The organism is Pseudovibrio sp. Ad46 (genome assembly GCF_001623065.1).
Lineage (GTDB): Bacteria > Pseudomonadota > Alphaproteobacteria > Rhizobiales > Stappiaceae > Pseudovibrio.
Genome location: NZ_LMCG01000049.1, coordinates 268,108 through 289,425, shown reverse-complemented (window position 1 = coordinate 289,425; position 21,318 = coordinate 268,108). Strand labels below are relative to the sequence as shown.

Here is a 21,318-nt window from a genome sequence, read left to right as displayed (position 1 = left end):
AGGCCCGGGCGAGGCGAACAGCCAATGCCGAAGAAACATATCTAACAAGTAGCGCAGGCAAAGCCTGTTCGCCTTGCTCCACCCGTTAAACGGGATCCTCAAACACAAACACCGCCGGGATAGCCCAGCGGTGCTCAAAGTGCTTGATAAGCAGATGTCAAATCTGCGCGTATTCTTATCCGAAAACCGGAGCTACTTTTCAGGAACAGGCTTTAGTCATCCAGATAGTCAGCACACTTTTCCGGAACCTGATCGGCCCACGGCATGATCGGTACGGTAGAAGTCGAGTTCTTAGGACTGCCTTCTACGAGCTTGTCGGAATAGACCAGATAGACCAGCACGTTTCGCTTTGCGTCACAGCCACGGACAATGCGCATTTTTTTGAAGAACAGGGAGCGACTCTGTCGGTAGACTTCGTCGCCTTGCTCAAACTTGCTTTTGAACTTGATGGGGCCAACCTGACGGCAGGCCAATGAGACATCTGAGGTTTCTTCTTCCAGTCCGAGCCATCCGGAGAAGCCACCTTTTTCAGGCACTGTGAAGTGACAGGCGACGCCCTCGACTTCCGGGTCATCCAGTGCATAGGTCGCCAGCTTGTGGTCCGGGCTCAAGAACTTCCAGACGGTTGACTTCTTGAAAATCAGATCCGGCTCCTGTGCCTGTGCAGCGGTGCCAAGCATCCCCAGCGTTACTCCAAGGACCAGTGTCACGGTGCTCGCCATTTTCAGGACTGATTTTCCAAGCGCAGAGATCTGCACGGCTCCCCTCCATTTTCAAAAGAACAAATCAAATCACTCCCGATATAGGAGGTTTTTTGGCAACTACCAGCAAGAGAACCAGAGAATTTTGTAAAACCTACCGGAATCCGTTGGTTTTGCCCCAATAAGGCCATAGAATAGCTTATCTCTAAGATTTCTCTGAGGAAACCAGTATTGCGGGCTATGACCATTTCCAGACTCCCCTTCGCGCACTCATGCGCAGCCGTGGCTCTTGCCCTTGGCGCCTCCCTTATTTGGACCGGCAGTGCGTTTGCACGCCCTCAGGTGTGCGACAGGCTTGAGACGGAGTTTATCGAGCTTTCTGAGCAAGTCGAAAGCAATGGCAGCTCCAACAGCTGGCAAACGGCCTATGAAGAGCAGTTGGTTCATATCCGCAATGTGCAGTCCCAGATGTCCAACTTCGGCTGTGATGGCTCCTTTGGCCCTGCTCAGTGCCAGCAGCTGAGCTCATCCCTTCAACAGATGAATGAGAATCTGACCTATCTGGACAGTCAGAGACAGCAGGAACTGTATTCCAGCGTTTTGCAGGACCGGCTTACTGAAGTGAAGCAGGCGCTGGTTGATCTGAACTGTTCAGATCGTTCTGACCAGCAAGTCCAGCCACTGACACCGCCACCTGCGCAGGCCAATCAGCCTTTGCAGCTGGAACCACGTTCGACCGCTGGTTTCTCCTCTGGTGGTCAGCAATATGCGACCATGTGTGTGCGCAAGTGTGATGGCTACTATTTCCCGATCAATCCGAATTCCAGTGCAGAAGATCTGGCGGAAGACGGAGAGATTTGTCAGGCGCTGTGCCCAAGTCAGGACACTGAGCTGTATGTCTTCCAGGTTCCTCAGGAAACACCTGCCCAGATGCGGTCTTTGTCCGGTGCGCCTTATACGTCGCTTGCCAATGCCTATCTGTTCAGACAGCAGAACAACCCGGCTTGTTCCTGTGATGCAGCGGGTGGTCAACCGGGCAATCTGGAGCCGACACCTGCTATCCCACCTCTGGAGCAGGCACTTCCGGGTAATCAGCTGGAAGATCTGACACCGGGTGCAACAGCGACGTATCCTGCTATTCCAAACCAGAGTGAGCTGCGCCAGACCGTAGATGCAACAGAGGCCCAGAGTGATATCTCCGAGCCTCCACTTGTTCAGAAGAAATTTGTGCCGCGCGAGGTTGAACCGCGCACAGGCCCTATCAGGAAAGTCGGTCCAAAGTTTTTTCCCGACCGATAAGAGGTAGCATGTTCTTCAGGTCTGGACCGTGTGCCAGACCTGTAATTGCCTTGCGCAGTGGCATGAACAGACCTTTGCCTTTGCGGCCTGTTTCAGCTTTGACAGCTTTGGTCCACTCGCCCCATGTTTCCTCGGTCCACGGCTCTTGCGGCAGCAGAGCTTTGGCCTGAGTGATGAAGTCCTTGTCTTCCTCGGCAATGTCTGGCGTGGCGGACCCAACGATCAGCTCCCACCATGTTTTCGCATCGCTTACGGTGGAGCAATTCTCTTTAACGGCTGCCCAAAACGCGTCATCCCCTTCAACGCCATCTGCTTTCAGGCGGTCGGCGACATCAGCAAAGCTCATGGCATGGACGAGTTTTGCGGTCAGGTGGCCCACATCTTCCGGGTCAAACTTTGCAGCAGACTTGGAGATGCCAGAGAAGTCGAGCATGTCTGCCAGAGCTTCCATGGTTGGAGCAGGTTCAACTGCGTGGCTGGTGCCTGTCAGCACTGCAAGGGAGCAGACTGCCATTGGCTCATAGCCCTCTTCCCGCAGTGAGCGGATAGACAGGGCGCCAGAGCGTTTGGAAAGCCCCTCACCTGAGGCAGTGGTCAGCAGGTTGTGGTGACCAAACTCAGGAACTTGTGCCCTCAATGCCTGGAATATGGCAATCTGAACACCAGTGTTGGCAATGTGGTCTTCACCGCGAATGACGTGCGTGATGCCCATATCCGCATCATCCACGATGGATGGCAGCGTGTAGAGGTAGGTTCCATCTGCACGGATCAGCACAGGGTCAGACAGGGAGGCAAGATCAACGGTTTGACGACCACGGATCACATCATCCCAATGCACTTCTGTTCTGACAGTGGAGAACGCATCATTTTCTGCGTGGTTTGGCAGTTTGAAGCGCCAGTGTGGTTTGCGGCCTTCTGCTTCATATTCAGCGATCTGCTCCCCAGTGAGCTTCAGGCCAGCACGGTCATAAACAGGAGGACGGCCCAGAGCACGCGCACGGTTACGGCGGCGCTCCAGCTCTTCAGGCGTCTCGTAGCATGGGTACAGGAGGCCAGCGTCTTTCAACTTGGCAGCTGCTGCATCATACAATGCAAACCGCTCGGATTGTTTTTCCACGCGATCAGGGTTGATACCCAGCCACTTCAGATCTTCGGCAATGCCCACTGCATACTCTTCTTTAGAGCGTTGCACGTCGGTATCGTCGTAGCGCAGAACGAAATTGCCGCCCTGCTTTTTAGCAAAGAGATAGTTGAAAAGCGCCGGGCGCACATTGCCGATATGGATGTGGCCAGTCGGAGATGGCGCGAAGCGAACGGTAACACTCATGGCTGAGCCTTCTCATCAATAAACAAGTTTGACACTCGGGTATCGCGTTGGCTGGTACGGGTCAACCAGCCAATCTCCGATACCTACGGAATATCTCGGGTTTTAGGTTCAGTTACCGGCTTTTGCTGAATTCAAGCTGGAGAACGAACCAGCATCAGCTGCGGCTTTACGGCAAACAAAACCAGGCCCAGGCCAAAGCAATAAAGGCTGGAGAATGCAAACTGAGTGTCCAGCTCAATACCGTTATCCAGAAGAACGCCCATCAGTCCGGGAGCCAGCGCAGAGGCAAAGACCATCATCGCCGAATACACTGCACGGATGGACCCCAGATGAGCTGTTCCGTAAAGCTCTGCCAAAACAGCAGAAGCAATCGCCCCCCAGGAGCCAACGGTTATGGCGAGGATGATCATAGCAATTGGCACAAAGTACTCTTCGCCGCCAAAGGCAAACACGAGCACGCTTACACCAAGAGGAATAACAGAAAGCGGGAGCAATGAGACGGCAGAGAAACGGTCAATCATCATACCAGCAGTCATAGAGAACACGGCGCCAGCCGCTGCATAGAGTGGCAGATAGGATGGGATTACAGTCCGCGCCCAGCCCTTTGCTTCCATGAAGTGGACCTGATGGAACATGAGGCCTGTGACAAGAAACGGTACAGCGAGCACGGCTGTCATAACCACCCAGAACCGCCAGTCCGACATCACCTGTTTTCTGGTCCAGCTCACAGCAGGGCCATTTGAGCCTGAAGATTCAAGCGGGTTTTCCGGTGTCCGGTCCTTCTTGAGGGTCAGATAAGCCAGAGGAAGGAAGAAGACGAGAAGCGTTATGCCCGCCGCCGACCAGAGATCCCGCCATGAGAATGCGACCATGAGCGAGACAGCGGCCAATGGCAAAAGCGCTTCGCCTGCCATGTTGCCAAAAGAGGCCAGACTGAGTGCCTTCCCTCTGGAGCCATGAAACCAGCGCGACATGGCTGTCTGCGAAGTATGGGGGAGCATGCCCTGCCCGAACAGGCGTAGACCATAGAGGCAAATTGCAAGTAATATGATGGAGTTATGCCAGCTCATTAAGAAACTGAATCCGGCAAGAATGATAATTGCAGCACACCCGACGACCACAGGGCGATAATAATCGACTATCCTGCCCAAATATATAAGCGTTGCAGCACTTGCCAGTGTCGCGAACATGTAAATTGAGCCGAAATCACCGTGAGAGAGGCTATAGGTCTCACGGATCTGGGAGGAAAATTGCGCGATGAAGAAGGTTTGACCAAAGCTGGAGCCAAACCCGAGCAGAAACCCGCCCGCGACCCAGCGCAGGTTGCGCTGGAGAAATTGGAAGAAAGTCATAGACTTAACCTAAAAAGCGTAGAAAGTGAGTCAGGCAAGGCTTGCCTGAGCACCAGAGATCAAGTCCAGAGCGCGGCTTGCTTGTTCTTAAAGTAAGATCTCAAGCCGCATGTGGTTCTAGGTTCGATCCCGGAAACGGTTGGTGATTGGGTAGCGACGATCGCGCCCAAAGTTCTTTAGTGTGATTTTGACACCCGGTGCAGCCTGACGACGCTTGTACTCTGCGATGTAAAGAAGGTGTTCGACTCGATGGATGGTTTCTACAGAGTGGCCGCGCTTGGCGATCTCGTCAAGGCTCAACTCTTTTTCAACGAGACAATGCAGGATGTCATCCAGAACATCGTACTCTGGCAAGCTGTCCTGATCGGTCTGATTTTCACGCAGCTCAGCTGTTGGCGCTTTGACGATGATGTTGTTCGGGATCACCTCACCCGCCGGCCCCATAACACCTGCCGGATGGTTTTTGTTGCGCCAGTCAGACAGACGATAAACCTCGGTCTTGTAAAGATCCTTGATCGGGTTGAAGCCGCCATTCATATCCCCATAAAGGGTGGCGTAGCCGACAGACATTTCTGACTTGTTGCCGGTGGTCACAACCATGGAGCCGAATTTGTTGGAAACAGCCATAAGGATGACACCACGAGAACGGGACTGGAGATTTTCCTCGGTGATACCGCTCTCAGTGCCGGCAAATACGCCAGCCAGCGTCTGCTGGAAGCCCTCGACAGGCTCCGCGATTGGAATGGTATCGTACTTCACCCCAAGTGCATCCGCGCAGGCCTTGGCGTCCTTGATGCTTTCCTCGGAGGTGTAGCGGTATGGTAGCATGATGCAGTGAACACGATCAGCGCCCAGAGCATCAACGGCCATGGCCGCACAGATCGCACTATCAATGCCGCCAGACAGACCCAGCACCACGCCGGGGAAGCCGTTCTTGTTCACGTAGTCTTTGAGGCCAAGGACACACGCAAGCCAGTCTGCTTCCTGTGTATCTGGCATTGGAACGATGCGAGTTGGTTTTGCGAACCACAGACCTTCTGCATCTTTATTGAAGTCGAGGTAATCTGTTTCCTCGGTGAATTGACCGAGTTGCATCACCAATGAGCGATCATGATTGAGGGCGAAGGATGCGCCATCAAACACGAGCTCATCCTGACCACCAACCTGATTGCAATACACGAGCGGAAGGCCCGTTTCGACAACACGAGAGAGCATGATCTGCATGCGCTCATCTATTTTATCACGGTAGTAAGGAGACCCATTTGGAACCAGCAGGATTTCAGCGCCTGTCTCTTCCAGACATTCGCAAACCTCATCGGACCATGTGTCTTCACAAATCGGAACGCCAAGGCGCACACCACGGAAACTCATCGGACCCGGATTGGGCCCAGCATCGAAGACACGCTTTTCATCGAAAACGCCATAGTTTGGCAGGTCGACCTTGTAACGCAGGCCCTCAATGTTGCCGTTGTCGAGCAGTGCGACGGCGTTGTAGAGCTTATCCTCTTCGGCCCATGGCAGGCCAACGAGCAGTGCGGGACCACCATCAGCCGTTTCTTTGGCCAAGCCTTCCAGTTCACGCTTACAGGCAGCTACGAAGGCTGGCTTCAAGACCAGATCCTCTGGCGGATAGCCAGCCAAAAACAGTTCAGAATACAAAACCAGATCAGCGCCTTGTTCGGCGGCTAGCTTTCGGTGATGACGCACTTTCTCAGCATTACCGGAGATATCACCAAGGCAAGGGTTGGCCTGTACGACGGCCAAACGGAACTGGTCTTTAATCATCATATAAACTTCAAAGGCTTTAGTGGATGGAAGGGGTGGCCCTGTTTGCTTCGAGCTTTAATAGCTTTGGTTCTCGTGTACCGCGTTTTTGTAGCAGAGAAAAGTCGATCCATCACATAGTTGACGGTTGAGGAAAGGATTCACAGGGTGAAAATCAATCTGACGACTTCTTCTTCACCTGCCCAGAATCTTTCGCCTTTGCCATGAGGTCCAGATGCTGTTGCAACCTTGTACCCATTGGCATCTGTGCCATGTCCCTGGCCTGAATAGGCTCATCCCCCTGCATCACGATGGCCTTCAGGCGATCATACAAAATTGCGGGCGCGATTGGTTTGGCAAGGAAGTAATTTACGCCAGCATTGCGCGCCGCCACAACAACGGAACGGCGGGAATCAGCCGTAATGACGATTACCGGGGTCTTGGCAATTTCAGAATCTTCGTCCTGCCTGAGAATACGGAGGAAGTCATTGCCATCAATCGGGTGCATGATCCAGTCGCACAGCACAATATCGGGCCTGCGATCGAGCAGAATTGCGATCGCGTCGGCCCCGTCGCCTGCTTCGTAGATGGAACGCACGCCAAAGCCGGAGATCATAGTGCGCAAGATGGAACGCATGTAGTTGTTGTCATCCACAATAAGGATTGAATAGCCAGACAACAAAGAATCGCTCTGAAGCAACAAACTCTCCCTGAGGGCGAAAAAACCTAGAAAAACATCGGGCAGCGAAAGGCAGGAGGCACATCATTCCAATTTTCTATGTGCTTCGCATATAAATATTTATCAAAAAAAGAGGGGCTGCACAATGTGCAACCCCTGATCATCATATGAATACTCTAGATAGAGTTAAGTGTTCACTACAAGGCGTGTATCAGATTCTTTTCTGAGGTTCTCTGCGATTTTGAACGCCAGCTCCAGAGCCTGATCCGCATTGAGGCGAGGATCACAATGGGTGTGGTAACGATCACCGAGTTGTTCTGCGGACAGTGCGCGTGCACCACCAGTACATTCGGTCACATTACGGCCAGTCATTTCGACGTGAACACCACCTGCATGAGTGCCTTCAGCGCGGTGAACCGCGAAGAATGCTTCTACTTCACGCAGAATACGCTCGAACGGACGCGTTTTGTATCCGTTTGCTGTGATGGTATTGCCGTGCATCGGGTCACAGGACCAAACAACTTTCTTACCCTCACGCTCAACAGCGCGTACCATAGCTGGGAGATGTTCGAACACCTTGTCCTGACCGAAACGGGTGATCAGTGTCAAGCGACCAGCTTCGTTTTCAGGGTTCAGAACGTCGATCAGCTTGATCAGCTCTTCAGGATCAAGAGATGGACCACATTTGAGGCCAATCGGGTTCTTGATGCCACGGAAGAATTCAACATGTGCATGATCCAACTGACGCGTACGATCACCGATCCAGAGCATATGGCCGGATGTTGCGTAACATTCGCCAGTGGTGGAATCGATGCGTGTCAGCGCTTCTTCGTAGCCCAGAAGCAATGCTTCATGGCTGGTGAAGAAATCGGTGGAACGCAGCTGAGGTGTGTTGTCGGGATCAACACCGCAAGCACGCATGAAGGAGACGGCGTCGGAAATACGATCTGCCATTTCCTGATAGCGGTGTGCCTGCGGGCTGTCTTTTACGAAGCCGAGCATCCACTGATGGACGTGATCCAGATTGGCAAAACCACCTTGCGCGAACGCACGGATCAGGTTCAACGTCGCAGCAGACTGACGGTAGGCTTTCACCTGACGCTCAGGGTCTGGAATACGAGAGTCTTCGTTGAACTCGATACCGTTGATGATGTCACCACGGTAGCTAGGCAGTTCAATATCGCCCTTCTTCTCAATATTGGAAGAACGCGGTTTTGCAAACTGACCAGCAATACGGCCCACTTTTACAACTGGCTGCTGCGCACCATAGGTGAGCGCCACGGCCATTTGCAGGAATGCTCTAAAAAAGTCGCGAATGTGATCAGCGTGATGCTCTGCAAAGCTCTCCGCACAATCACCACCTTGCAAGAGGAATCCACGCCCCTCGGCAACATCAGCGAGCTGCGCTTTCAACTTGCGCGCCTCACCTGCAAACACGAGCGGCGGATAAGTTGCTAGGCGACTTTCAACGTCTGCCACTGCTTCCTTATCTGGATAGTCCGGTACCTGCACGATCGGTTTTGATCGCCAGGAATCCGGTGTCCATTTGTCCGCCATTTTAAAACTCCATCAATACGGAATGCTGCCAGCGCGCCCTATGCGCCTCTCTTTGGCAGCGTTAATTCTTTGAGCTGTTCTCATCATGAGACAAAAGCCCAGAAAGGCTTATACACGCAGCCCGTTTATCTGACTAGGGGGACGTATACGTTGTTTTATCGCTGTAGGTTGAGGATACCTCAAAAAAATCAGGCCCTATGAGAATCCATCAAACCAATCTGCTTTAGAGCTACTATGTTCTAATAAATTAGAACTTGATAGACAATTATTTCAAAGCGCCCTTCAAGATCGCAGATGAACACTTGTGTAAAGATACATGAAGCGTTCACACTCGCGAACCATGAACCTAATTTCAGCGATTTAAATATTGAGCATTCACAGATTTCAGCAGATCGTCAATCGTGCCCGCAAGTTCTTTGGACAGAACAATAGCACGCGGATAAAACGGCTCTGCGCGATCATTTAGAATTGGTACACGATCCCAGCCGTCCGTGGTTTCCATGAAGTGCAACAATCCTTCATGACCCCATAGGCGATGGAATCCAGCCATGACGCAGTCAACATAGCTTTGCAGGATTGGGTGCTCGTCATTGCCCCAGTGCGCGTACTGATCCTGCACCTGATAGAGGAACGTGTCTGATGGCATCTGCCTGCCACAATCGGGCACGAAACTATCATCACTGAGGGATTTGCGGTTATAATGCCATTCACGTTTATCCAGCACAGGCAGGTTTGCTTTTGTATCAAGCACCATCGCACCACGAATGACAGAGCCCTCTTCACGACGGACACCTAATGCGCAAACACCAACGCCTGACATGCGGCCATTGCCTTCTTTGCCTTTGGAGCAACCACGCCATTCCCGCTTCCAGTCACTCAGTTGTCCGGCTACCACTGTCGTGCCTGCGGGCAATGTTTCTTCATTTACGAGAGAGCCATAACCAAAATAGCAAATCTGGTCCTGTGTGAGGTCAGTCACGGGTATTCCTATCAAAACGAGAAAGATGCCCTGCTCCGGCAGCAAGACAAAAAAGAACCGCTAGCAAAGACTAGCGGCTCTTTGGAAGTCAACTAAAGTTTAATTCTTGCGGATACGCTCAGATGGTTCGCGCATTGTCACCAATTCTTCCGCAGCAGTCGGATGCACCGCAATGGTGCGGTCGTAGTCCGACTTGGTGGCACCCATCGACAGGGTCACACCGATGATCTGGATAAGTTCGCCAGAGTCTGGGCCCATGATGTGAATGCCGAGGATTTTGTTGGTATCCGCATCCACCAGCATCTTGAGGAACATCTTGCCAGGTTTGCCAGAAAGGGTGTTCTTCATCGGACGGAAGGATGAGGAGTAGATATCAATATTGTCGAAGCGCGCCTCAGCTTCTTCCTGCGTCAGACCTGCGGTGCCGATCTCAGGCTGAGAGAAGACTGCGGTCGGGATCATAGAGTGATCGACATGCCACTCGTTGCCACCATAGGTGCTGTCTGCAAAGGCATGGCCTTCACGGATCGCAACTGGCGTCAAGTTGGCACGGTTGGTGACATCGCCCACAGCAAAGATACTTGGCACAGAGCTCTGGCTCTGCGGAGTAACGACAATTGCACCTGCTTTGTCGAGTTCAACGCCAGCTTCTTCGAGACCGAGGCCTGCTGTGTTCGGGCGTCGTCCGATCGCGTAGAGCACCTGATCGGCTTCAATCACTTCACCGGCGTGCGTGGTCACTGTCAGACCGCCCTCATGCTTCTCAATGGATGCAATGGTGGACTTGGTTTTGACGGTGATACCTTTTTCTACCATCTGCTCATGCAGACCGGTACGCACGTCCATATCGAAACCGCGCAGGATTTCTTCACCGCGATACAAAAGCGTGGTCTCGGATCCCATGCCGTTGAAGATGCCAGCGAACTCGACAGCGATGTAACCGCCACCGACAACTATGGTTCGCTTCGGGAACTCGGAAAGGTGGAACGCCTCATTGGATGTGATCGTATGTTCGCAGCCGACAAGACCTGCATCAACGTTCGGCGTTGCGCCAACAGCTACAAGGATACGTTCAGCTGTGATGACTTGATCAGTTGATAGCAAGCGAACAGTATTCGGGCCCTCAATCACTGCGCGGCTGTCGTGCAATTCAACGCCGGACTTATCCAGGTTGCGGCGATAAATGCCTTCCAGACGGGTAATTTCCTTGTCTTTATTCTCGACAAGCTTATCAAAGTCGAAGGTTGGCGTGCCGTTCAGGCTCCAGCCATACCCGTCCGCATTTGCAAATTCCTCGGTGAATTTAGATGCGTAGACAAAGAGTTTTTTGGGAACACAGCCGCGGATAACGCAGGTCCCGCCATAGCGAAATTCTTCAGCAATACCGACACGGGCGCCATGGGTTGCTGCGATGCGCGCTGCACGTACGCCGCCAGAACCAGCCCCAATAACAAAGAGATCGTAGTCGAAATTAGTCATTACAGCCCACTTTCGTTTGCAATAAACCTTATGCAACGGCGTTTCGTTACGCTCTAAGGTCTTGTCTTATAAAAACGTAGGCTCAGATTTGGGCCAGATACGCCCAAATTTCAAGGGGCGTATCTGATCTAACTGTTCATTTTGGATTGCGATTTCGTGATCGCTTATTGAGCAGCCATTTCAGCAAGTTTCTTCCGTGAAATTGCAACCATGTCGGTGCTGACCGCATCGCTCCACTGCTTTGCAGCACCGATCGTCAATGCAGACAGTGTACCGGACAGGTCAGCAAGACGCTTACCGGTGTCGGAGTTGTAGAAGGTTGCGATTTCATTGAGCTGCTCTTCAGAGAAGCGACGAGCCCAAACTTCGTAGATCACACGATCCAGCTCCTGACGGCGCGGGATAAGTTCAACAGCAGCCTCATTCACAGCGATGTCGATCTCAGCGCTCATTGCCGGATTGGAACGAATAAACAGGGTACGAGTACGCTCTGCAACATCTGGAAGGATGTTATCGAAGTTCTCGATGGATTTTGTTGCACGAACAGCCGCTTTTGCAGCTTCGATGTGGCTTTCAGAAATGGAATTGTCCTGAGCCATAACCGGGCTGGAAATCAGCACACCAGCAACGACCAGTGATGCAACACCTGCAATTGCTGCAGACTTGAACTTAGCGAGCATAAAATGGCTCCCCTATATTTTAATCAGCTGTCCTAAAATGACTGTCGGGACAGCTTAAGGTTCCAAGACACGAATTTCATCAGTACCGGCAACATAGGCCCGTACTGCCATATCAATAAACAACCCGTGCTCAACGACACCTGGAATAACCTCCAGGCGTTTTGCCAGTGACTTCGGGCTGCTGATTGCCTGTAGGTGGCAATCAAGAATGTAGTTGCCGTTATCGGTTACAAGTGGCTTTTCCCCTGCCATACGCAGGATCATCTCACCTTGCAGCCCCTCAGCGTCCAAGCTGTTTTGCATCATCTGGCGAGTGGCCTCAAGCCCGAACGGAACAACCTCCACGGGAAGCGGAAACTTTCCGAGGGTATCAACAATTTTGCTCTCATCAGCAATCACAAGCATGCTTCCGGAAGCCGCCGCAATAATTTTTTCGCGAAGCAGCGCCGCGCCGCCGCCTTTGATAAGGTTTAACTGCGGATCAATTTCGTCCGCCCCATCAATAACCAGATCCAGCACTGGCGTTTCATCCAGTGTGGTCAACGGCACTCCCAGCTCATCGCAAAGAGCTTGGGAATAAGATGAGGCTGGCACGCCGATGATCTCAAAGCCATCCTTCACCATCTCTGCCAGAAGGCGGATCAGTTCATTGACTGTTGATCCAGAACCTATCCCCAGCTTCATGCCGGGCTTAACTTCCTTGAGTGCTGCAGCTGCGGCCTGCGCCTTCAAACTCATTGCCATCTGACTAATTTCTCTTCCCCGGACCCAAAGCTTGTTCGGAAACGTTCACAGACAAGAACAATTCTGCCTAGTTATTGCGCTTGGGTCTACTGTGACATAACTCCTGCTGATTACCATGAGGTGTGTGTCCCGCCAAGCAGCAATCCACCCAACACACTATAGGTTTTCCTCGCAAATTGACTTCACGGTGAATTTCGGTAGTGTGGCGCGGATTTTCTCAACAGAAACGAGCTTAAGTATGACAACACCAGTTCTGGTTTTCGACCTAGACGGTACTCTCCTGGAGACCATGGGAGACCTCACAGCGTCGATGAATCATGTTTTGGTAGAAGCCGGGTTTGAAGCCATTGAGCCTGAACGGGTCAGGAAAATGGTCGGCGCTGGCGTGAAAGTGCTGATGAGCCGTGGGCTCGAGGCGAGCAAGATTGAAGTGACAGATGAAGTTCTGGAACCATTGCTTGCTAAGTTTATTCGCTACTACGAGACTCATATTGCAGATAAGACCCATGCTTTTCCGCAGGCGCTGGAAACAGTTGCGCGGCTGAGAGCTGTTGGCTGGAAAACAGCTATCTGCACAAACAAACTGGAAAAACTGGCTAAACCGCTGGTTCGTGCCATGGACATGGAACACCTGTTTGACGCTGTTGTGGGCGGAGACACCTTCTCCAAGAACAAGCCGGATGCGATGCCAGTCTTTGGTGCAATCGACATTGCCGGTGGCTCCCGCGCAGGCTCCATTTTCATTGGCGATTCCAAGGCTGACATCAGCGCTGCACGTAACGCTGGCCTGCCCGTGATCGCCGTGGATTTCGGTTACACAGACATTCCTGTCCGCGAACTGGGGCCTGATGTGGTGATTTCTCACTACAATCAGCTGGAAGCGGCAGTCAAAGAGTTGAGTGCTGAGAACGCACCGACCTAACTCTCTGATATAGATACAAGATACTCTGCCGCCCCTGTTTGTTCAGTGGGCGGCAGTTTTGTTTACAGCCGCAAATCCGTCTCAATTCCCCCACGTAAATCCCATCAATAAATCACTGCTTGGTTCGATTTTTCGCTCAATGCAGTCACATTCCCCTGCGAAACATTCAGTCAATCGGAAAGCTCTGTTTTCCAGTAAATGAACATCAACACGGGAACACTGCGCCACATCAGGTGCAGGTCAATGGCTGCATGGTTAAAGCTTCACTCGTTTCGCTGTTTGCGATCATTCTGGCTAGTGCGCTTGCGCAACTGGCGAGCTCTGCTTTGCTAACAAGCTTGCCGCTTCAGATCGCCAGCATTGGCGGCTCTGCCTCTCAAGCTGGCCTTGTGGCAGGGGCTTACTCTCTTGGTTTTATGGTTGGGTGTATGCGTGGTGTGCGCATGATCAACCGGATCGGACACATCAGAGCCTTTGCTGGTGCTGCTGGTTTGACAGCTCTTCTCGTTTTGCTTTTCAAGAACACAGAGAGCATCATTTTCTGGACTGTACTCCGGTTCTTCATGGGGGCGGCATTTGCGGTTTTGTTTGCCACAGCTGATGCATGGCTGAATGAGTCTATCAAAGACGAAGTTCGTGGGCGTATTTTATCTGTGAACTCCATTGTGATTGGTGCAATGGCCATTCTCTCACAGATTTTCGTTGCCAAATTCACCGAGGTTCCTTTGCAAATGCTGGAACTGCTCAGCGCTGTACTGCTTGCAGCTGTTGTATTGCTCTGCATGACCCGCTCTGTGCCACCACGCACATACAAAGCCAAGCGCATTAAGTTCAAAGAGATTTGGGCTCAGTCTCCTGTGGCTGTGCTGGGTGCTTTTGCTTCCGGTGCTATCGTCACCAGTCTTTTGACGATTGTGCCCTACTCCCTGTCCAAGGCCGGGGTTGGAGGCAGCACCACAGCTCTTATGATTGCGATGATCTATATTGGCCGCCTGATGTTCCAATGGCCGTTTGGCTCTCTTGCTGACCGCATGGACCGCAGATGGCTCATTCTTGGCTCTTCGGCACTGATCACCGTCATCATGGTTACCTTCCTGATTGCTGATCCGTTCACTGGCTGGAACTCTGGCTTCCTGCGTAATTATCATCTGCTGAGCATGTTGGGTCTGGTGCTGGTTGTTCTTGGAGGTCTCTCCTTCCCGCTGCAATCCATCTGCGTGGCACACGCATTTGAACGGAAGCCGGAGAGCAGTGTTGCGTTGTCGACCTATCTGCTTTTCATCTGGGCTGCAGGCAGTGTTGCAGGTCCAACACTCATCAGTATCCTTGCACCAGTGCTTGGTTCCAAGACGCCTGACCTCATTTTGATTGGTCTTAGCGGTTCGCTTGCTCTGTTCACCGCCTATCGGCTTTATGTGGCGAAGCTGTTCTTTGTTCGTCGTTCGACACGCAGACAACTCCTAAGTGTGAGCAACATGCCTTATGCAAGTTATCACCAAGCTCAACCCTCTGAAAAATATAAGTAATGCGAAGCCTATGGTGTCAACGGGGCCGCCTCCAGCGATATATTTGGAATTCTTTTGGGAAAAGTTTCTTCAGGGGCTTGCGAGAACCCGTCAAAGGCCCTAAACACCTCCTCACGCCACACGGCGTACCACCCTACGGGGGCGATTAGCTCAGTTGGTAGAGCGCTTCGTTTACACCGAAGATGTCGGGAGTTCGAGTCTCTCATCGCCCACCATTCCTTCTTATGAAGGCTTTCAGTTTCCCGATTATTCGCGGAGGCTTTTTTATTTTCTTCCATTATTTTCCTTGTACATACACTCTGCCTCCCCATATTGCCCCAGAGGGTTTGGAAACATGTTGTGCCTTGGAGTTTTCGTGGTGCACATCACAACTCTTTGTTTTGAAGCAGAAATTCTTTGAAAGTCTGAAACAGTTTTTCTAAGATGGGCTTCTGAAATTTGGGCAGATTTAAAGATCAGGACCACGTCTATGAACCGGATATTTTTGTTTATCGGCAAGACTTTTGCAGCGTCTGTGATGCTGTTCTTTTTCGTGGTTGTTTTCCAAACCGTGATGTATGGCGGCCCGGCACGTGATGTTGCAGCCTTTATCTCAGGCGCAGGCGGCGTTTCTTACACTTCTTTTGTCGCGATCCGAAATCGGAACGCCTGATTAAACTATTCGATCCGCGTTAAGAAAGGGAGCCGAAGCCCCCCTTCTCTGTCCTTCTTATATCTTCAGATCTTCGCCTGTACCGAAGTTGTCGGCGACATAATCCAGATCCTTATCACCACGCCCCGACAGATTGACGAGGATTGTCTCTCCCGGACACTCCTTGGCGAGCTTCATCGCATATGCGACTGCGTGAGAGCTTTCCAGTGCAGGAATGATCCCCTCATAACGCGAGAGTGCCCAGAAGGCTTGCAGGGTCTCATCATCGGTCGCTGAGCTGTAGTGCACCTTACCGATATCATGCAGGTAGGAGTGTTCAGGTCCGACACCTGGGTAGTCCAAACCAGAGGCAATTGAATGCACTGGCGCAGGGTTGCCTGCTTCATCTTCCAGAACACGGCACTTGAAACCATGGAGCATGCCCGGCTTGCCGAACGTCATGGTTGCTGCGTGCTGCCCAAGCTCAGGCCCTTTGCCCATTGGCTCGACACCGTGCAGCTTGACTGATTTATCCTGAATGAAGCCAGAGAAGAGGCCCATTGCGTTTGAGCCGCCACCAACACATGCCACAGCATGGTCTGGCAGATTGCCGGTCATCTCGGTAAACTGCTCACGGGCCTCGATGCCTACGATCTGCTGGAAGTCACGTACCATACGCGGGAATGGGTGCGGGCCTACCACAGAGCCGATTGCGAACAGCGCCTCATCGGCCTGCTCCAGATAGGATGTGAACGCAGAGTCCACTGCCTCTTTCAGCGTGCGACCGCCGAAACCAACCGGTACGAGCTTTGCACCCAATAACTGCATGCGGACAACATTTGGATGCTCTTTCTCGATGTCCACTTCACCCATGTGAATTTCGCAGTCTAGCTCAAAGTAAGCTGCAGCTGTTGCTAAGGCCACGCCGTGTTGGCCTGCCCCGGTTTCTGCGATGAGTTTCTTCTTGCCCATATGTTTTGCCAGCAGAGCCTCTGCCATGCAGTGGTTGAGCTTGTGGGCGCCGGAGTGGTTCAGGTCTTCCCGCTTTAAGTAAATGTTCGCGCCTGAGCCAATCCGGTTGGACAGATTGCGTGCATGCGAGATGGGGGTTGGGCGGCCCTGAAAGTGCTTGCGGATGTAGCGCAGCTCGTTGATGTAGGATGCATCGCCAGAGATCTTTTCGTAGGCTTTCGCGATCTCTTCGAACTGAGGCACCAGCTCAGGTGGCAGAAATGCACCGCCATACTCACCGAAGTAGCCTTCTTTGTTCGGGAACTCTTTTAAATAATTGTCCATCAGCTCACGCTCTCCCAGCCCATTATCTATATGTATGGGACTGATGCTACTTTAAGCCGTGCGGGGCAATCCATCTGGTAATTGGAACTAGTCACTGATTTCTTGGCAGATAAACAAGCACTTAAAGCACCGCATGGCCTTCCATGCAGTGGTGGAACAGAATTCCCGGAAGTCGGGATGAGCAAGGCGGCAGGCAATACCTGCGCTGTTTGGTAAGTTAGTTTCTTCGGCATTGGCTACACGCCTTGCCCGGGCTTTCTTTGAATGAACAACGTCGCCTCTTTTGCCTATAAGGCACGATAGTCAGTTTCCTGAAAAGACAATGGCTTATCCAGACACGTTTCCATGCCCGAACAGTTCCTCCGTCTTTGACAAACGCATCTGCAAAAGCAGGTTTTACTGCCGGTACATCTGCATCTATCACCGCGTGATACCCTATAGTCCTGGGCCCTTCCCCTCAAACCATGCGGTCACGTTTGAAGTTCGGTTCACCGGACCACTGAAAGGTGCGTTACGTCTTCCAACAGCCCAACCCAGCCTACGACACACTGACGGTCGCTCCGCCAGCAGCCCGTTACGTAGGCATGCGCTTAGTATGGGCATGGTTTTGAGCCAGGGGGATAAGTCTTTACACACTGGCATACAGAAACAAAAAAGCCCCAGCACATGGCCGGGGCTTTTCGCATTCCAGAGAGAACTCTGAATTACTTGAGGTCAACGCCGTAGAAGATGTGACCTCCGAATGGGTCAATCTTGAAGTCTTTTACGTTAACTGAGACTGGCTTAGATACAACAGAGTGAGCGATGGTCGCCCATGGAGCTTCACGCTTGAAGACCACCTGTGCCTGCTCATAAAGCTTGGTACGCTCAGCAACGTCTGCAGTTACTTTCGCTTTCTGGATCAGGTCTTCAAACTCAGCGTTGCACCACTGAGCGCGGTTGGAACCACCAACGCCGTCACAGCCGAGAAGAACTGCGAGGAAGTTGTCCGGGTCACCATTGTCACCAGTCCAGCCCAGTAGAACAGCACCGTCACGGTCCAGCTCTTTAGAGCGCTTCAGGTACTCACCCCACTCGTAGGAAACGATCTCAACGTCAACACCAGCCTTCGCGAAGTCGCCCTGAATAACTTCAGCCATACGACGTGCGTTCGGGTTGTATGGACGCTGAACAGGCATCGCCCAGATCTTCATCTTCAGATCTTTGACGCCTTCTGCTTCCAGAGCAGCTTTTGCAGCAACCGGATCATACTTATCATCCTGAAGGTCTGCATTGTAAGACCAGATGGTCGGCGGGATTGGGTTGGAAGCGACTTTACCAGCACCCTGGAACACTGCATCCAGAATTGCCTGTTTGTTGACAGCCATGTTCAGCGCTTTACGCACCTTTGGATTGTCGTAAGGCGCCTGCTTAGTGTTGTATGCCAGATATCCAACGTTCAGGCCTTCCTGCTGCATGAGGTTGATCGATGGATCATCCTTCATTGCTGCAATGTCAGCTGGGTTTGGATAAGGCATTACGTGACATTCGCCAGCTTTCAGCTTCTGATAGCGAACGGATGCGTCTGGAGTGATCGCAAATACCAGATTGTCAAGCGGTGCTTTGCCAGCCCAGTAATCCGGGTTTGCTTTATAGCGGATCAACGCATCTTTCTGGTAGCCAACCAGCTGGAATGGGCCGGTGCCAACAGGGTTCTGATCGAAGGCATCCTGATTGTCCATCATCTTCTCTGCGTATTCAGCAGAGTGAATGGAAGCAAAATCCATCGCAAGGTTTGCGATCATTGGAGCTTCTGGACGAGTCAGAACGAACTTCACAGTGTAGTCGTCTACCTTCACGATCTCTTTGATGAGATCAGGCATGGACATTGCGTTGAAGTATTCGTAGTTACCGCCGGAAACGCTGAAGTATGGGTTTTCTTTGTTGCCCTGACGGTCGAAGGAGAAGATCACGTCGTCCGCGTTGAAATCACGCGTTGGAGTGAAGTCTTTGGTGGTGTGGAATTTTACGCCCTTACGCAGCTTGAAGGTGTATTCCTTACCATCTTCAGATACGTCCCAGCTTTCAGCTAGTCCTGGAACAGTCTTTGTCGTGCCACGCTCGAATTCAACCAGCCTATTAAATATGTTTTTAGAAGACGCATCAAATGTTGTGCCTGCTGTGTAGAGCGCTGGTGTGAAGCCCTCAGGAGAACCTTCTGAGCAGTATACCAGTGTTTTGGCCATGCTTGGTGCAGCAAACGCCATTGTTGCAGCCAACACACTGCCCATAAGAATTGATTTTTTCATTTCTCGTGTCCCCAATCACCTAAAGTGAATGCAAAAGCCAAGGCCTTTGATCATTTATCGAAGCTGCTTGATGCAGTTCTTCTCATAGGATTTTGCAGCGCCACACCGCAGGCTCACCTCAAGCCTACGAACCTCTTCTCAAAGAAGAAGCCATGTTCAGAATGATTTCAGGAAGAAATAGCGCGGATAGAGCACAAAATAAGCCCTCCTCCGCTGCATCGTGTCCTCCCCAGCACACCCCATATGCAACAGCTGCAAACGGGAGTACCTTATACGTAATTCTCGGTAAAATCTCCTCTTAATTGCGCATTTTTCAAAGAAATTGTTTCAACATTGCACTTAATTGGGAAAATCGTTAATGAAATGACAAAGGGCGGCTCCCCGATGGGAACCGCCCTTTTAATTTTCAAACTACACAATCAGCTTAGTGAGAAGCGGCAAGCCGCGCTTTGATGTGAGCGATGTCTGCCTGAGGCGTCGCGTTGAACAGTGTCTGGGTATACTCATGCTGAGGATTTCCAAACACTTCGTCGCGCGTGCCGTACTCAACCACTTCGCCATAATACATCACCATGACCTTGTCCGCGATGTAGCGCACCACAGACAAATCGTGGGAAATGAACAGGTAAGTCAGGTTGAACTCATCCTGCAAATCAGCCAGCAAGTTCAGGATCTGAGCCTGAACGGACAGATCCAACGCTGAAACAGGCTCATCAAGAATGAGGAGTGACGGGTTGAGAACCAGTGCACGACCAATCGCGATACGCTGACGCTGACCACCAGAGAACATGTGCGGATAGCGGTTAAAATGCTCAGGGCCAAGACCGACCTTCACCAGCATTTCCATCGCCTTGTCGCGGCGCTCAGCTGGAGACAAGTTGGTGTTGATCATCAAAGGTTCGGTGAGAACATCACCAACACGCTGGCGCGGGTTCAAAGACCCATACGGGTTCTGGAACACGATCTGCACCTTGGAGCGCATGTCCTTGGACAGCTTTTCCTTTGAGATGTCGATCGGGTTGCCCTCAATGAGAAGCTCCCCTGCTGTTGCCGGATCGATCAAGGTCAGGATACGCGCCAGTGTGGACTTGCCGCAGCCGGATTCTCCCACCACAGCAAGCGTCTTGCCGCGTTCCAGAGAAAAGCTGATGCCCTTCAGAGCACGGTTAACATGCTCTTTTCCGAAGATACCTTCTTTGGTGCGATATTCGCGAACCAGATTGCGCGCTTCGAGGATGATATCGTCAGCCATTATGCAGCTCCTTCATCGCCGAGGTGAAAATCAGAGACCGTTGGCAAACGATCACCTGTTGCGTTTTCAGGAAGCGCGGAAAGCAGAGCCTTGGTGTATGGGTTCTTTGGGCTTTCAAAGAGTGAGAGAACATCTGACTCTTCCATCTTCTTGCCTTTGTACTGAACCACCACACGGTCAGCCGTTTCAGCAACCACTGCCATATCATGAGTGATCATAATCAGGCCCATGCCGCTTTCTTTCTGCAGATCAAGGAGCAGATCGAGGATCTGCTTTTGAATGGTCACGTCGAGCGCAGTTGTTGGCTCATCAGCGATCAGCAGCTTTGGCTTACACGCAATTGCCATGGCAATCATCACACGTTGGCACTGACCACCGGACATCTGGTGCGGGTACTTTTTCAGCGCCTTCGCAGATTCAGGCATCCCGACGGAGTCGAGCAGCTCAATCGCCCGTGTTTTGCGTTCACCGCGGCTCATCGTGGTGTGCTCTTTGAGGGTCTCATCAATCTGAGCGCCCACAGTGAAGCATGGGTTCAAGCTTGCAATTGGCTCCTGGAAGATCATGGAAATGTCTTTACCAATGATCTCGCGGCGCTTTTTTGCAGACATGGTCAGAAGGTCATAACCTTCGAACTCCAGCTTGTCCGCCCACAGATGACCGTTGTTGGCCAGCAGGCCCATAACAGCCAACATGGCTACAGATTTACCAGATCCACTTTCACCCACAACAGCAAGAACTTCACCTGCGTCAACGGAATAGCTCACGCCATCCAGAGCCCGGAAACGTCCATCAACCGTGTCGAATTCAACCGTTAGGTTTTCAATTTCAAGAAGGGCCAT

Annotated in this window: 18 protein-coding genes and 1 tRNA gene; 5 read left to right on the top strand and 14 right to left on the bottom strand. The window is 51.9% G+C overall.

Annotated elements, in window-relative coordinates; all coding sequences use genetic code 11:
• Window positions 1-212: 212 nt before the first annotated feature.
• On the bottom strand, window positions 213-722 hold the full coding sequence (locus PsAD46_RS14505; protein WP_063307232.1) for a CreA family protein: 510 nt from the start codon (window positions 720-722) through the stop codon (window positions 213-215).
• A 219-nt stretch (window positions 723-941) separates the two neighbouring features.
• On the opposite strand from PsAD46_RS14505, the gene PsAD46_RS14500 reads away from it, so the two are divergent.
• Window positions 942-2,000 carry a DUF2865 domain-containing protein gene (locus tag PsAD46_RS14500; protein WP_063307205.1) on the top strand — a complete coding sequence of 353 codons (1,059 nt, stop codon included), beginning with the start codon at window positions 942-944 and terminating at the stop codon, window positions 1,998-2,000.
• Here PsAD46_RS14500 and gltX read toward each other — a convergent pair.
• The 9 genes from gltX to rpiA all read right to left on the bottom strand — a co-directional run bounded on the left by gltX (window position 1,963) and on the right by rpiA (window position 12,561).
• Window positions 1,963-3,327, bottom strand: coding sequence for a glutamate--tRNA ligase (gltX, locus tag PsAD46_RS14495; protein WP_063307204.1), 1,365 nt, complete (start codon window positions 3,325-3,327; stop codon window positions 1,963-1,965). The two genes, PsAD46_RS14500 and gltX, sit on opposite strands and share 38 nt — an antisense overlap.
• Window positions 3,328-3,458: 131 nt before the next feature.
• Entirely contained in the window at window positions 3,459-4,679 is a 1,221-nt protein-coding gene (locus PsAD46_RS14490; RefSeq protein ID WP_063307203.1) for an MFS transporter, read from the bottom strand.
• A 117-nt stretch (window positions 4,680-4,796) separates the two neighbouring features.
• Window positions 4,797-6,464, bottom strand: coding sequence for an NAD+ synthase (locus PsAD46_RS14485; protein WP_153040746.1), 1,668 nt, complete (start codon window positions 6,462-6,464; stop codon window positions 4,797-4,799).
• Between the two features lie 154 nt (window positions 6,465-6,618).
• A complete protein-coding gene (locus PsAD46_RS14480; RefSeq protein ID WP_208860384.1) occupies window positions 6,619-7,143 on the bottom strand; it encodes a response regulator in 525 nt (174 codons plus the stop codon).
• A 165-nt stretch (window positions 7,144-7,308) separates the two neighbouring features.
• Window positions 7,309-8,679, bottom strand: coding sequence for a 3-deoxy-7-phosphoheptulonate synthase class II (locus tag PsAD46_RS14475; RefSeq protein WP_063307202.1), 1,371 nt, complete (start codon window positions 8,677-8,679; stop codon window positions 7,309-7,311).
• Window positions 8,680-9,031: 352 nt separating this feature from the next.
• Window positions 9,032-9,658 (bottom strand): gamma-glutamylcyclotransferase family protein, encoded by a 627-nt coding sequence (locus tag PsAD46_RS14470; protein WP_063288363.1) that lies wholly within the window; start codon window positions 9,656-9,658, stop codon window positions 9,032-9,034.
• Window positions 9,659-9,757: 99 nt separating this feature from the next.
• Window positions 9,758-11,137: a glutathione-disulfide reductase gene (gor, locus tag PsAD46_RS14465; RefSeq protein ID WP_063288362.1), complete on the bottom strand. Its 1,380-nt coding sequence runs from the start codon at window positions 11,135-11,137 to the stop codon at window positions 9,758-9,760.
• Between the two features lie 164 nt (window positions 11,138-11,301).
• Window positions 11,302-11,817: a DUF2059 domain-containing protein gene (locus PsAD46_RS14460; protein WP_057466051.1), complete on the bottom strand. Its 516-nt coding sequence runs from the start codon at window positions 11,815-11,817 to the stop codon at window positions 11,302-11,304.
• Between the two features lie 54 nt (window positions 11,818-11,871).
• The gene (gene rpiA / locus PsAD46_RS14455) at window positions 11,872-12,561 is read right to left on the bottom strand and encodes a ribose-5-phosphate isomerase RpiA (RefSeq protein WP_063288361.1); all 690 of its coding nucleotides are present in this window, start codon (window positions 12,559-12,561) and stop codon (window positions 11,872-11,874) included.
• Between the two features lie 238 nt (window positions 12,562-12,799).
• Here rpiA and PsAD46_RS14450 point away from each other — a divergent pair, with 238 nt between their 5' ends.
• From PsAD46_RS14450 to PsAD46_RS14435, 4 genes are all read left to right on the top strand, one after another.
• Entirely contained in the window at window positions 12,800-13,483 is a 684-nt protein-coding gene (locus PsAD46_RS14450; RefSeq protein WP_084404417.1) for an HAD-IA family hydrolase, read from the top strand.
• Between the two features lie 251 nt (window positions 13,484-13,734).
• Complete coding sequence (locus tag PsAD46_RS14445) at window positions 13,735-15,009, top strand: MFS transporter (RefSeq protein WP_063307201.1); 1,275 nt, start codon at window positions 13,735-13,737, stop codon at window positions 15,007-15,009.
• A gap of 139 nt (window positions 15,010-15,148) precedes the next feature.
• Window positions 15,149-15,224 (top strand) — tRNA-Val (locus PsAD46_RS14440).
• A gap of 254 nt (window positions 15,225-15,478) precedes the next feature.
• Complete coding sequence (locus PsAD46_RS14435; protein WP_057466048.1) at window positions 15,479-15,661, top strand: hypothetical protein; 183 nt, start codon at window positions 15,479-15,481, stop codon at window positions 15,659-15,661.
• 57 nt (window positions 15,662-15,718) lie between these two features.
• Here PsAD46_RS14435 and trpB read toward each other — a convergent pair whose 3' ends face one another.
• The 4 genes from trpB to PsAD46_RS14415 all read right to left on the bottom strand — a co-directional run bounded on the left by trpB (window position 15,719) and on the right by PsAD46_RS14415 (window position 21,318).
• Window positions 15,719-16,936, bottom strand: a complete 1,218-nt coding sequence (trpB, locus tag PsAD46_RS14430; RefSeq protein WP_063288359.1) for a tryptophan synthase subunit beta — start codon at window positions 16,934-16,936, stop codon at window positions 15,719-15,721.
• Between the two features lie 704 nt (window positions 16,937-17,640).
• Window positions 17,641-19,224 (bottom strand): ABC transporter substrate-binding protein, encoded by a 1,584-nt coding sequence (locus PsAD46_RS14425; RefSeq protein WP_063307200.1) that lies wholly within the window; start codon window positions 19,222-19,224, stop codon window positions 17,641-17,643.
• Between the two features lie 424 nt (window positions 19,225-19,648).
• Window positions 19,649-20,476, bottom strand: coding sequence for a dipeptide ABC transporter ATP-binding protein (locus PsAD46_RS14420; RefSeq protein ID WP_063307199.1), 828 nt, complete (start codon window positions 20,474-20,476; stop codon window positions 19,649-19,651).
• Window positions 20,476-21,318, bottom strand: a complete 843-nt coding sequence (locus PsAD46_RS14415) for an ABC transporter ATP-binding protein (RefSeq protein WP_063293134.1) — start codon at window positions 21,316-21,318, stop codon at window positions 20,476-20,478. The genes PsAD46_RS14420 and PsAD46_RS14415 overlap by 1 nt, the downstream gene beginning before the upstream one ends.